Annotated in this window: 11 protein-coding genes; 3 read left to right on the top strand and 8 right to left on the bottom strand. The window is 41.0% G+C overall.

What is annotated here, in order from left to right; translation table 11 throughout:
- Window positions 1-86: 86 nt before the first annotated feature.
- Entirely contained in the window at window positions 87-1,349 is a 1,263-nt protein-coding gene (locus H6F42_RS04625) for a late competence development ComFB family protein (RefSeq protein ID WP_190398193.1), read from the bottom strand.
- Between the two features lie 455 nt (window positions 1,350-1,804).
- On the opposite strand from H6F42_RS04625, the gene H6F42_RS04620 reads away from it, so the two are divergent.
- A complete protein-coding gene (locus H6F42_RS04620; RefSeq protein WP_190398192.1) occupies window positions 1,805-2,806 on the top strand; it encodes a pentapeptide repeat-containing protein in 1,002 nt (333 codons plus the stop codon).
- 30 nt (window positions 2,807-2,836) lie between these two features.
- Here the strand turns inward: H6F42_RS04620 and H6F42_RS04615 are convergent, their stop codons facing one another.
- Both H6F42_RS04615 and H6F42_RS04610 read right to left on the bottom strand, forming a co-directional pair.
- Window positions 2,837-4,291: a sugar transferase gene (locus H6F42_RS04615; RefSeq protein ID WP_190398191.1), complete on the bottom strand. Its 1,455-nt coding sequence runs from the start codon at window positions 4,289-4,291 to the stop codon at window positions 2,837-2,839.
- Window positions 4,292-4,454: 163 nt separating this feature from the next.
- Window positions 4,455-5,234, bottom strand: coding sequence for a WecB/TagA/CpsF family glycosyltransferase (locus tag H6F42_RS04610; RefSeq protein WP_190398190.1), 780 nt, complete (start codon window positions 5,232-5,234; stop codon window positions 4,455-4,457).
- A 241-nt stretch (window positions 5,235-5,475) separates the two neighbouring features.
- On the opposite strand from H6F42_RS04610, the gene H6F42_RS04605 reads away from it, so the two are divergent.
- Both H6F42_RS04605 and H6F42_RS04600 read left to right on the top strand, forming a co-directional pair.
- The gene (locus H6F42_RS04605) at window positions 5,476-5,898 is read left to right on the top strand and encodes a hypothetical protein (protein ID WP_190398189.1); all 423 of its coding nucleotides are present in this window, start codon (window positions 5,476-5,478) and stop codon (window positions 5,896-5,898) included.
- Between the two features lie 236 nt (window positions 5,899-6,134).
- Complete coding sequence (locus tag H6F42_RS04600) at window positions 6,135-6,347, top strand: hypothetical protein (RefSeq protein WP_190398188.1); 213 nt, start codon at window positions 6,135-6,137, stop codon at window positions 6,345-6,347.
- Between the two features lie 601 nt (window positions 6,348-6,948).
- On the opposite strand, the gene H6F42_RS04595 is transcribed toward H6F42_RS04600, so the two are convergent.
- From H6F42_RS04595 to H6F42_RS04575, 5 genes are all read right to left on the bottom strand, one after another.
- Window positions 6,949-7,257, bottom strand: a complete 309-nt coding sequence (locus tag H6F42_RS04595; RefSeq protein ID WP_126390166.1) for a DUF3155 domain-containing protein — start codon at window positions 7,255-7,257, stop codon at window positions 6,949-6,951.
- Window positions 7,258-7,612: 355 nt separating this feature from the next.
- The gene (gene nrdR / locus H6F42_RS04590; protein ID WP_190398187.1) at window positions 7,613-8,065 is read right to left on the bottom strand and encodes a transcriptional regulator NrdR; all 453 of its coding nucleotides are present in this window, start codon (window positions 8,063-8,065) and stop codon (window positions 7,613-7,615) included.
- Between the two features lie 178 nt (window positions 8,066-8,243).
- A complete protein-coding gene (locus tag H6F42_RS04585; RefSeq protein WP_190398186.1) occupies window positions 8,244-9,395 on the bottom strand; it encodes an IscS subfamily cysteine desulfurase in 1,152 nt (383 codons plus the stop codon).
- A 122-nt stretch (window positions 9,396-9,517) separates the two neighbouring features.
- Window positions 9,518-10,774: a pitrilysin family protein gene (locus H6F42_RS04580; protein WP_190398185.1), complete on the bottom strand. Its 1,257-nt coding sequence runs from the start codon at window positions 10,772-10,774 to the stop codon at window positions 9,518-9,520.
- Window positions 10,775-10,932: 158 nt separating this feature from the next.
- Window positions 10,933-12,234: an insulinase family protein gene (locus H6F42_RS04575; protein ID WP_190398184.1), complete on the bottom strand. Its 1,302-nt coding sequence runs from the start codon at window positions 12,232-12,234 to the stop codon at window positions 10,933-10,935.
- Window positions 12,235-12,506 lie beyond the last annotated feature (272 nt).

Genomic DNA, 12,506 nt, shown 5'->3' with positions numbered 1-12,506 from the left:
TTCTAGATATGGCACTACTTTACAACCTGATGCTACCGCTATAAAACCAAATTAGGAAAGGCGGCGCAAAGCGCCGCCTTTCCTGATTAAATAATCCCATCGGCTGCCATTTCTTCACGGGTATAGGAAATTGAGAAATCCAGAAAAGAAGCATAGAGTTCAATCTCTGCAACCGCAGGAAAAAGCCTCAAAGTGCTAATACCTAAATTTCGAGGATTGTCGGCAAGCCATCCAAAGGCGGGTTTGGTATGGGTACGGACTACTAAAATTTCTCCCTCAGAACTATGAATTAGTGATAATTCTGCATCCCCCGGTTGTAAATACATTTCGCTATATATTTGCCCAAGCATCCGCCATTGTTGCCGCCAATAGTTCATTCCTTGTCTTTGACAAGCGATCGCATATTCCGCAAGCCCCGCAAAATTACGCCAAGTAATATCATCTCTTTGAAACATTTGCCTCAGTTCGGTAATGGCAAGTTCACATTCCTCTTCAAATTTTAATAAAGGAATGGGATCAGTAAGGCGGCGGGGCATTTTGCCTAAGGTCATTAGCGATTGAATCACCGTTGACTCAATTTGACTATTTAATTGTTCTTTAGCTTTTTGGCTTTGCCAGACTACGCCTTGCTCGGTTGTGGCATACATCGGAGGCAAGCGATTTAAGACATAGGCACAAACATCATCTACGCCTACCTTGCGGGGCAAGACATTTGCCATGTGAGCCAGTTGATTAGTAACTTCTTGCTGAACTAAGTCCTCTAGGACATTGATGAGAAAGTAGGAAGCTGAAAGAATATAGGATTTAAGCTCAGGATTGGGCAAAGGAGGAAGACTAGTATGCCAATCCTTGTTCTCATAGCTGGTAGTACCTTTGCGTTGTAAGTAGCCTTTGATTTCTTGCAATCGGTTGCGATCGTTAATGCTTAAACCTGCAAATTCAGGCTTATGAGTAATTAAAGTTAAGGTTTCCTGAAAAGCTTGGGGTACTTCCTGCCATAACAAGTTAGGCTTGCTAAAAAGTTGTTGCAATCTAGCAAGAACATGGGCGGGAGTTTCTACTTTGCTAGCCGCGATTTTAGTTGATTTCCGCAACGGATCGCGCTTGACACCAAGCATCGCTTGCTGAACAGCGCTGACAACTTGGTTTCGTAATTCGTTATGGGCGCGTTTACGTTGTTGGAGCCAACCTCTACTGGTACTGGCATAAAGCACAGGCAGTCGATTTAAAGCAAAGGCAGCTACTTCACTCAGATTAATTGATTGACGAGCAGACTGACTCAGGGAACTCAGTTGTTCCTGTACTTCCACCACAACGATTTCCTCAAGGGCATTTTTGAGGCTAGTCATAGTTTTTTGTTGCTAGAAATTTGATATTTAAAAGTCTTTATATTTAGTAGCCTCTGTAGATATTACTGTTAATCTCCAGAAAACAAGTAATTTAATAACTTATTGATAACCTCAGTATTTTTTCTTTATTTTAATGCTCATTCAAGAGATGCTGTTGCCATTCTTGTTAGCACACCAAACCAGAAGCGAATTGCGGCGCTTCGCGCCGCAATTCGCTTCTGGGCTTTTGGTTTCTCTCCTAAAAAATTCGCATAAACCAACATTCAATTTCAGACTTTTTCTTGTTTCCCATAGCGACAGTTAGTAGGAATATGAGCTATCTAAAGTTAGTGAAATTTTGAGAGTAATTCAACTTGTCTTTAGACAAGTTGAATTACTCTCAAAATTAACTCTTTTAGCATAAATCTGGCTCGTCATATATCCAACGAGATTATGGTGTAAAAAGGAAGAGACCTATGGGAAACTCAGAACATCTTGCGTTACTGAAACAAGGAGTTGCTAACTGGAATAGATGGCGACAAGAAAATCCTGAGATAATTCCCAACTTGAGTGGAGCCAACTTGAGGCGAGCTAATCTACGTGAAGCCGACTTAAGCGGTGTAAATTTGCGTTGGACTAACCTCACTAATGCGAATTTGCTAGGAGCAAACTTAAGTGGCTCCGATCTTGTTAAAGCGAATTTAAAAGAGGCAGATCTTTACAAAGCTAGCTTACGAGACGCAGAAGTTAGTGGAGCCTATCTGAGTAAAGCCCATTTACGCGAGGCATGTTTGCAAAGATGTGATTTGAGTCTTGCTAACCTCCATGGTGCGGATCTGACCGAAGCTTATTTTAATGGAGCGAATTTAAGTGGGGCGGACTTAAATGAAAGTGATTTGAGTAATGCTGATTTGAGCGAAACTAATCTCAGTAATTCCATTCTCAGTAATGCAAATTTGACCAATGCCGATTTGCGACGTAGTGATTTGACAAATGCAAATTTAGAATTTGCTAATCTTAGTAATGCTAATTTGTCAGATTGCAAACTTAATCATGCAAATTTAAATAATGCCAACTTACAGGAATGTGATTTGAATAATGCCACTATTAATCAAGCAAATCTAAGTTTTGCTAATTTAGTGGATGCAATTTTGTGTAATGCAAATCTTAGTAATGCAAGTCTCAAAAATGCAAATCTTAAAAATGCTGTACTGAGTAACGCTATTCTCAATAACGCCGATCTTAGTGATAGTAATTTAGAAGATACAATTTTGAGTGATGCTGTATTGAGTAATGCCAATTTGAGCGGAGCTATTTTAATAGGAGCGCAGTTAATTTCGGCGAAGTTAGATGCGGCTTTTCTAATTGGAACGAACTTAGTTAAAGCTAATCTGCGTCTTGCTAATCTTAACGGGGTGAGCTTATCAGAAGCTAATCTATTTGGCACAATTATGCCCGATGGTTCTGTCCAAAATTAAATAAAGGAAAAGGTTTCGCCTTGCCTTTATTTAATATGCCCCTTTGCCAAAGAGAACTAATCTTACAGTTTCAATGAGAATTTCTAAATCAAAGTTTAGTGTCCACCGATCTATATAAAACAGATCTAACTTAGCAACATCATCAATGGTGTCTAAGTCCGATCGCCCTGAAATTTGCCAAAGCCCTGTGATACCCGGCATCACCAAATGTCTTGTATGATGCCAATCCGTAAATCGAGCGACATCGCGTACAGGTAAAGGGCGGGGACCAACTAAACTCATTTGTCCTAGCAAAACGTTAAATAATTGCGGCAATTCATCCAAGCTGGTATAGCGCAAAAAACGTCCGATGGGAATAATGCGTGGATCGTGTTCAATTTTGAACATGACTCCATCGGAACTTTTATTGAGATGTTCTAGTTCTGATTGGCGGCGATCGGCATCCATAAACATACTGCGAAACTTCCACATGCGAAAGGACTGACCTTGTAAGCCGATCCGATCTTGGGTATAAAATACGCTTCCTTTTGAGCTAGCTTTGATCGCGATCGCGATCGCCATAAATATTGGTGAGATTAGAATTAAGCCCAGAAAAGCCGCACTAAAATCGAAAATACGTTTAAAGATATATTCCCAATTAGCCAAGAGAGGAGATTCAATTCTAATCATCGGCATAGAGGCAAAAATCTCAGGTGTTCCCCGCCGATGTAATAGCATTAAACTAGAAGGAATTAGACGCAATCCAATCCCTGCATTGCGTAACTGCCAATAAAGTTGAGAAGCTAACTGAGTTTCAGGCAAACCTTCCGCTATGACTTCCTTCGCTCCTGAATTCAGAATTGCTTGCATCGAATGGGAAGAATTAGCTAAGGAAGAAGCAAGAACGCCCACAACTTTATAGCCTGTTCTCTTTTCAATCACATTTGCTAAAAGAGAAAGACGATTACTCGGCGCAATCACAAAAACGGGCGTATGGGGTTGCGCGATCGGAAATTGGTCAATGAGCAAAGTTAGCAATAGTCTAAGTCCGATAATCATGACGACGCTGCCTAGCCACGCTGGGAAAAAGAGCGATCGCGGAGCATCAATGGTCGGATCATAAAAATAGCTAATCACCAGCGATGACATATATACACTGCTGATTACTTGAGCTTGTTTGACGTAATTACGCCATTGTGACTCACCACGATAAAAATTGTGATAGGCAAATACAGTCACAATTACTGCCGCAAAAGCCCAAAACAAGCCCGTTAAACCTCCAAACTCTCCCCAATTTAACGCAGGAGGCAAAGGCGAAAAAACTTGATTAAAACTCAGTGAGGCTTTCCAAACTATTCCCAAACCTAAAATATCACTACAAATTAGTAACAAGCCTCTTAACCAATTAAATTCCCACATATTCCAGCGTTTAGTCTGGTTGCCAGCCCGAATATCTTTCTTTTTAGTTATTTTTTCGGTTGGCTGGCGATCGCTACTCACTCTCATATCCCTCTTATTACTCTTAGCCTGAGTTTGACTGCTTCACAAAATTCTTTCTTCAATCCTTAAAGATTATCTTGCCCAAATTTAATAATTATTTAGCCCTTGAGGAAATGCAGGCATTCAAGATGTAATTTTTTGAAGCTAGGCAAAGCCTAGCTTCAAAAAATTACATCTTGAATAGAGTCCTCCGTAAATACTGAATTGCGAACAAAATCACGAACATAGGATTATTAATCAAATAACGTTGCCATAGGCGTTTGGGTTCTTGGCAAAATCGATAGAGCCATTCCAAACCCATTGCCATCATCCAGCGAGGAGCCTGAGCCACCTGACCACTATGAAAATCAAAGGCAGCACCCACACCGATCATTACGACTGCTAATTTATATTGAGATTTGTATTGAGCGACATGCATCCAAAATTCTTGCTTGGGACAACCCAAAGCCACAAAAACGATTTTTGCCCCTGAGTTTTTAATTAATCTAATATCTGTTTCTAACTGCAAAGCAAAATCAGGCGAATTAAGCTCTAAGTAAGGCGGTGCGTGTTTACCCGCGATCGCTAAATTAGGAAATCGCAACTTTAAATTACGCTCTAATTTCCCTAACGTATCGTCAGTTGCTCCAAATAAATAAATCGATAAATCTTCCAGCACTGCGCGATCGCACAAAGCCAACATCAAATCAGGTCCATAGACCCGTTGTTGCTTTTTAGTCCCCAATAATCTCAAAGCCCATACTAGCGGCATTCCATCAGGAGTTACTATTTCTCCTTTTTCCAAAACTTGACGATATTGCCGATCCCAATAAGCCATCATCACTACATGAACATTGGCGGCAATCACATAACCAGATTGATTTTGATGAGAAAGCCTCACAATGCGATCGCAACTATCTGCATAACTAGTGGTGTCAATACCCACATTAATAATGGGAATACGATGCATTATTTTGCACTTAGATTTATACGATTTCATAATATAGCTGTAGCCATCACCCGCTAAAGAATTGCGTTGCAAAGCGCCGCAATTCTTTAGCGAGTCTTAAGTCCCACCTAAGCTGATGACAGCTATAAAATCTATTTTTGGTGTCACAACGAAGCTGTGTCACCAAAAATAGGTTTTATTACTTAACTTATGCTAGTATCACTAAGGCAAAAAATACGGCTTTAAAGATTGGATTCGCTCGATGAATACAGAAATTGCAGAAGATTTATTCACTCAAGGTTTAGAACGCTACAAGCAAGGTGAATCTGCGGCAACCTTAATTCCTGTGTTTGAAAAAGTATGCGATCGCCAGCCCAAAGTTGCTAGCGGTTGGATTTGCCTTTCTTGGCTATATTTGCTAGATAACAATGCTAAATTAGCACTCAAAGCCGCCCAAAAAGCTGTAAAGATTGCACCTGAAGATCCTCAAGGTCGCATTAATTTGGCAATCGCCATGCTTGAGCTATCCCAAAAGGGTGTACGCGAACAGGTAGAAGCTGCTCAAAATTGGCTGATGATTCTCAAAGATATTAAGCCAGAAATTGTTGAGAATTTTGAAGAAGGATTGCGCCGCCGCCCAGACTGGAAAGCCCTTGAGAAGGTCAGAGATTGGGTGGTAAGCTAAAACTTAAGCGATATTTTAAAATTATTGTCAACTTTAATTAAGATAAAAACGTCAAGCCTGCATCATAACTTTATATAAGTTTGTGCAACTTTACATTTTTTCCATGTTTGTCAGCAAAACTTAACGCAGGTTTTTTGTCAAGGGTGTTAGGCTACCTAAATATAAGTAACTAAAGTGACTAAAGTTACTAATTTTTTTATTTCAAGCAGCCAATTTTTTTAAAGGAAGTTAAAACAATGATTTTAGATAACGTCAGAGTCAAGCCCGATACCCGCAACCACAAAGGCTTTTTTGTTTTGGAAGCTTCTTATAAATTGGTCAATATTGATGGCAATGGTTGGGCATTAATTTGCTTAGATGACTATGCTTGTCACTATGTTGATCCCGATGATTTAAAAATGCCTAGAGGCTGGAAAAACTCAGTTAGTACTGAAGCTATCAACGCTTAGTAATTACTTTTTGCTTTTTATGATTTACTTCTACAAATTATATAATCAAAAGTAAAAAGCCTCGCACAGCGAGGCTTTTTACTTTTTAATTATTAAATTAATCCAATAGGGCAGTAATTTGTGCTGCCCTATGGTTTTGTATCCTAATCCACTTAGAGATCGCTATATAGCTAAAGTCACCTGCATTAGGACAAATCAAAACCAGAATCGAGTTGCGGCGCGAAGCGCCGCAACTCGATTCTGGTTTTATCTCCTCACAAGAATGCCAACCGCTAAACATAAAAAATCCAGAAGTGAGATGTCACTTCTGGAAGATGTGTTAAATAATTTCAACAGTTAATATATTCATTAATCAATAAAACCCCCATTAAACGGCTAATCAAATAACCGCAAAATTTTAAATATTTCTGACCGAAAAATTCAACAAATCCAGCCGAATATTTTTTCTAATAATTTACAACCAAGATTTTTTAATCTCTATTAACTGTAGGATAAACACAGCTTTTATAGAAATTAATATTTATGAACAGTATGTAAATTAAAGAAATATCACACAACACAATAGGTTGAGGTTTTATTGCTTTAGTAAGTTGATCAAGGCTTATCTGGATACAGCAAGTGCTACTTCTCTTTCTTCAGGCGGTTTCAGACTGGGAAATAAGAAGTGATTTTCTTCAACATACTGTGCTCCAAATAGTCCTTTCTCTGCCCAGAAGTATCGATCTGTTGTATGCTCGTTACGTCTTACGAGCAACAGTGCTGGAGGAAGAATGCCATGTGTATGAATGTACTTACGTGCAGCCGTCACTGGCTTATCTTCACCGCTATCGATACTAAATTGAGGAATATGTTCTAGGATTTTGCGCCCTTCTTGGCGACGTCTACTCTTCCGCTTACGTCTCCTTGCCAAATCAATACCTCCTAATTTAGACCCTGAAATGCGATCGGGATTACAAAACATAGTTATTATAGCTAGGGTCAATAAAAAATTTCAACTTTTCTTTACAAATTTTTGTTAGCTTCTGTTTCTATATCTTTTGCCGCGATCGCTTAGTTAAGGTAAAAATGTAGACAAACAAATAACTATTAATATAAATATTGGCTACTAGCAAAGCTTTTGAGTTTTTTTAAACTTATTTCTTTCTAACTCTAGTTATGGAATACAGATTAATTTCAGTCTAAAGTTAGGTAATAAAATTAATTAAATGGGGAAATTTTGACAGCACTTGAGATTTTTGCGGCAGATCACCGTAGCAAACTTAACATTAATTAGCTGTAAAGTGATTTAGGGCCTCAGCGAAGTCTCTGACTCCCCGAAATTGCCGATAGACTGAGGCAAAACGCACGTAAGCAACTTCACTTACTTCCTGTAAATATTGCAAGACCATTTCACCAATCTCCACACTAGAAACTTGATGGCGCTCGCGTACTTGTAGTTGCGCTTCTATTTCGTCAATAATTGATTCTAGGGTAGTTTGAGGTACGCCCGTTTTTTCGCAAGCACGAATCATGCCCCGTAGTAGCTTAGAGCGATCAAAGGATTCGATCGCGCCATCTCGCTTTAAAACCGTAATGGGGACAAATTCAATGCGTTCGTAAGTGGTAAAACGACGCTGACAGTTAAGACATTCACGCCTGCGTCTAATACTAGAGCCTGCTTCTGCCGAACGAGATTCTAATACACGGCTATCGGTATGTTGGCAAAACGGGCAGAGCATGACATATCTCGAACTTGTTGACTATTGCTAGATTACAGCGCTTTGCGCTGCATTAAAACTTAAAAAAATTTTTGAAAGCACGGCAAAGCAGCGCTTTCAAAAATTTCTCTAAATTATATCTGGCGTTCGTCATGTTGTACCAAAACTAAAAATGGCTATGCCATTTTTAGTTTTGAAGTTATGAATTTCTTAGCGATCGCACTGACTCCACCACATGATTAGCAACAATTTCTATTTCTTCTAGGGTGTTAAATCTACCAATGCCAAAACGGATGGAAGCATAAGCTAGCTCATCGGTATGACCTAGAGCCTTCAGCACATGGGAGGGAGCAGATTTTGCGGAGGAACAGGCGGAGCCTGAAGAGATCGCGACTATCGTTTGTAGGGCAAGCATTAAGGCTTGTCCATTAATTCCCCTAAAACTAACATTGAGATTTCCCGCAAGGCGTAGCTTTGGATGACCGTTGAGCCGAATGGACTCAAGTTCGCTTAGTTTTTGCCAAAGATGTTGTCGTAAGGTTAAAGCTTTTTGCTCTTCCTCCGCTTGTGAGGCGATCGCTATTTCTAGAGCCTTGGCAAAGCCGACAATTTGCGGGGTGTAAAGAGTGCCAGAGCGCATTCCTCGTTCATGCCCACCACCATGTAATTGAGGGGCAAGAGTGACTCTAGGATGGCGACGACGCACATACAAAGCGCCAATACCTTTCGCGCCATAGATTTTATGCGCCGTGAGAGACATCAAATCAATCTGCATAGCTTGCACATCAAGAGGGATTTTGCCGATCGCCTGTGCGGCATCGGTATGAAAGAGAATTTGACGCTCATGGCATAGCTGCCCAATAGTAGCGATCGGTTGTAGCACGCCAATTTCATTATTTGCCGCCATTACTGACACTAAAATCGTATCGGGACGGATCGCCATCTCTAATTCTTGTAAATCAATTAAACCATCAGACTTTACGGGTAAATAAGTAATCTCAAAGCCAAGGGATTCTAGATAACCGCAGGGATCAAGAACAGCGCTATGTTCCGTCTGGAGGGTAATAATATGTCTTCCCTTTCGATGGTATGCCTCCGCAACGCCTTTAATGGCAAGATTATTCGCTTCGGTTGCGCCACTAGTAAAGATGATTTCTTCAGGTGTCGCATTGATGGAATTAGCGATCGCTTCACGCGCTAATTTAACTGCTGATTCTGCTTCCCACCCGTATAGATGCCCCACACTCGCGGGATTACCAAAGGATTCTCGAAAATAGGGCAGCATAGCTGCTAAGACTCGTTCATCTACGGGCGTAGTTGCATGACAATCAAGATAAATTGGTCTTTGCATAGGTGATACCAAAACAGAAAATGGCGGAGCCATTTTCTGTTTTCAATTAGCTACTTAGGGTGCGGCAATTTAATAAGGAACCAGCTTTTGGATGACGCGGCTTCGCCGCGCCATCCAAAAGGCTAAAACTTTAATTGCTTTAAGGCTTCGGCTGAGCCAACTACAGAAATTGCGGGCGTAGCAAAATACTTTTTAGCAACATTTTGGACATCCGCTTGGGTAACGGCTTCGATAGATTCGACGAAAGAGCGATCAAATTCTAATCCTAGCCCCATCACTTCATACCAGCCATACACCTGAGCAATTTGGCTATTGGTCTGTTTACCGAGAGCGTACTGCCCTAAGAGCTTACTTTTACAAACGCTGAGTTCTTCTTCTGAGAGGGTGACATTAGCTAATCTTTCGCACTCATGGCGCAAACCTTCTAAAGCTGTTCCCGTATTTTGGGAGGCAGTTCCCATGTAGGCAACAAATTGGGAAGTCTCTAGTCTAGTGGGATAAAAAGCCGAAACTTCGTAGGCAAGTCCCCGCTTTTCTCGCAATTCCACAAAAAGGCGGCTGGATAACCCATTACCTAAGTAAGTAGAAATGATCTTCAGGGCAGCATAGTCTGGGGAACTCACCGATGGCGCAGGGTAGCCGATGATCACGATCGCCTGTTGGGTGTCCTGCTCATGGGTGACTAATTGGGGCTGAAATATTGGGGTTGGGGTAGGCTGAGTGCTTAAGGGTACAGAAGACTGCCAATCACCAAAGGATTCTTCGACCAAGGAGATCGCTTTTTCTGGGGAAATTTTACCTGCAATGCTCACGACCATTTGCTCAGGACGGAGTTGTTGTTGATGAAAAGCGACTAAATCGTCTCTAGTAATTCCCTTAACGGTTTCTTCAGTCCCTAAGCTCGAGAGTCCGTAGGGATGATCGCCATACATCAGTTTTTGCAAGCGGTCATAGGCGATTGTAAAAGGTCGCTCCTGTTGCGATCGGATCGATTGCATCGTTAAACGACGCTCTAAATCGAGTTCACTATCAGGGAAACTAGGCGATCGCAAAATTTCCGAACCCAGCACCAATACATCATGGAAATCGGCGGTGATTGTTTTTAAAGAAAGTAAAAAATAATCGCTAGAGCATTCTGTCCCCAAAGATGCTCCAATGGATTCGACTTGCTCGGCAATTTCCAAGGAGGAATATTGCTTAGTGCCTCGCGTCATCAATGATGCTGCTAGATGACTTAGTCCTGATTTTGCAGGAGTTTCCAGTCGCTCACCACCCGCAAAAAAACAACGGGCCGCAATAATATCAGCCGTAGGATTTTCAGTTACCAAGACCACAATGCCATTAGATAGCACTAGGCGATCGCTTGCTCGTTTTGACATTGTTTAGTGACAAATGCATTTTACCTAAAAATCTTACCCGAAAAGCGCCGTAATACCAATTTACGAAAGTGGGACAACGTTTTTGTGAATTAAAAAACAAACTCAACAATGTTTTTCAAAACTAAAAATTGCTGTGCCATTCTTAGTTTTGAAAAACATTATTCGGGAATTACACTGGTGACGATATAGCTTTCTAAAGAGAGATATTTTTGAACTAGTTTCTGTAAATCTAAGGGCTGGACTTTGCGAATGATATCGCAGTAAGCATTTGTCCAATCCGTACAAAGTTCCTCACAACCTAACAGACTGTGATATCCCAAAAAGCTAGCTAGTTGGCTAGGTGACTCTAGGGCAAAAGTGAAATGATTGCAAAGCGATCGCTTAGCCTTATTGAGTTCCGCCTCCGAAATAGGATGTAAATGCAAATCCTGCACCTGTTGCATAATCCTTTGCTCAACTATTTCCAGATTCTCGGCATCTAAGTAAGTAGAAATTGAAAATAACGCCGATTCTTGCTGCATGGAGAAACTACCCGCAAGATCCTGTACTAAATCAGATTCCTCAAGTAAGTCGCGCACTAACCGAGCCGATCGCCCCTCCGTCAAAATAGTTGATACCAACTCAAGCTGAATGGCATCTTCTAAATCCGCGACACTTGCCCCCAACCATGCCACCGTCAAGCGACTCTGTTGCACTCTTGGTAACTTGACCTGATCCCGTTTCATCGCTGGTTTGATAGCGATAGGCTGATTAACATGACTAGAGCGATCGTCTAAAAAATTTCTCGAAAAAGTGTCACTAGTAAAAGCAGTATCTACAATTCTGATCGCTTCTTCACGAGTTACAGCTCCCGCGATCGCCACAGTCATATTTTCAGGACGATAATAAGTGCGATGGTAAGCACGCATTTGGTCGGCGGTAATTTGCGAAATTACTTCTTCATTACCTAAAACTGTTCGGCTATAGGGATGATCGCCATAGGCAGTTTGCATCAAATGTTGATAGGCAAAACAGTCGGGATCATCTAAGCTTTGACGCAATTCCTCAAGGACGACTAATCGCTCCTGCTCTAACTCATATTCATCAATCTTTGCCTGAAGCAGCATTTGCGCTAAATAAGGCAGAGTTATCGCAAATCGGTTCGCATCCACCGTAAAGCTATAGTGGACATAGTCCAAACTCGTTGCCGCATTAGAAACCCCACCCTCAGACTCTATTACTCGATCAAATTCGCTAGGGGCGATAAACTCAGTTCCCTTAAAAATCATGTGTTCGAGAAAATGTGCCATCCCGATCGCCTTTTCTGGGTCACTTGTTGTCCCCGCTTTTACCCAGACATCTACGCTCGCGACTGCTGCGGTGGGAACCTCTTGATGAACCAGAGTTATTCCGTTTCCCAACTTCAGAAAAGTCGCTTTTGGAGAAACTTTTGCAGCTACGCGATCGCAGGTAATTGGCACAATAATTACTGTTTAAATCTTTATAATTATTTTATTATCCTATGTATTTATAAATACATGGTATCTAAAGCTACACAAAGTATTTTCCTGTATTTCCGAGTTGAGTAAAAATATCAGCAAAATACTTTGTGCAGCGGTCGGCGCTGGTATTAACCCCCACAATAGAGTGGCGGTGCTTAGCGCCCACACTCTATTCTTAATAAACTTAGATTTAGTCAAAGTCAATTTCAAGCCAAACTAACGATATACAGAATCTCAAACTTAATTAATTA

This window comes from Pseudanabaena sp. FACHB-1998, from assembly GCF_014696355.1.
Taxonomy (GTDB): domain Bacteria; phylum Cyanobacteriota; class Cyanobacteriia; order Pseudanabaenales; family Pseudanabaenaceae; genus Pseudanabaena.
Note: the sequence above shows the minus strand (reverse complement) of the source record. Positions and strands in the feature narration are given on the sequence as shown.

Coding starts and splice junctions, on each gene's coding strand:
- H6F42_RS04605 (WP_190398189.1), top strand. CDS start 5,476: ATGAATACAGAAATTGCAGAAGATTTATTCACTCAAGGTTTAGAACGC.
- H6F42_RS04600 (WP_190398188.1), top strand. CDS start 6,135: ATGATTTTAGATAACGTCAGAGTCAAGCCCGATACCCGCAACCACAAA.
- H6F42_RS04610 (WP_190398190.1), bottom strand. CDS start 5,234: ATGCATCGTATTCCCATTATTAATGTGGGTATTGACACCACTAGTTAT.
- nrdR (WP_190398187.1), bottom strand. CDS start 8,065: ATGCTCTGCCCGTTTTGCCAACATACCGATAGCCGTGTATTAGAATCT.
- H6F42_RS04580 (WP_190398185.1), bottom strand. CDS start 10,774: ATGTCAAAACGAGCAAGCGATCGCCTAGTGCTATCTAATGGCATTGTG.
- H6F42_RS04615 (WP_190398191.1), bottom strand. CDS start 4,291: ATGAGAGTGAGTAGCGATCGCCAGCCAACCGAAAAAATAACTAAAAAG.
- H6F42_RS04620 (WP_190398192.1), top strand. CDS start 1,805: ATGGGAAACTCAGAACATCTTGCGTTACTGAAACAAGGAGTTGCTAAC.
- H6F42_RS04625 (WP_190398193.1), bottom strand. CDS start 1,349: ATGACTAGCCTCAAAAATGCCCTTGAGGAAATCGTTGTGGTGGAAGTA.
- H6F42_RS04585 (WP_190398186.1), bottom strand. CDS start 9,395: ATGCAAAGACCAATTTATCTTGATTGTCATGCAACTACGCCCGTAGAT.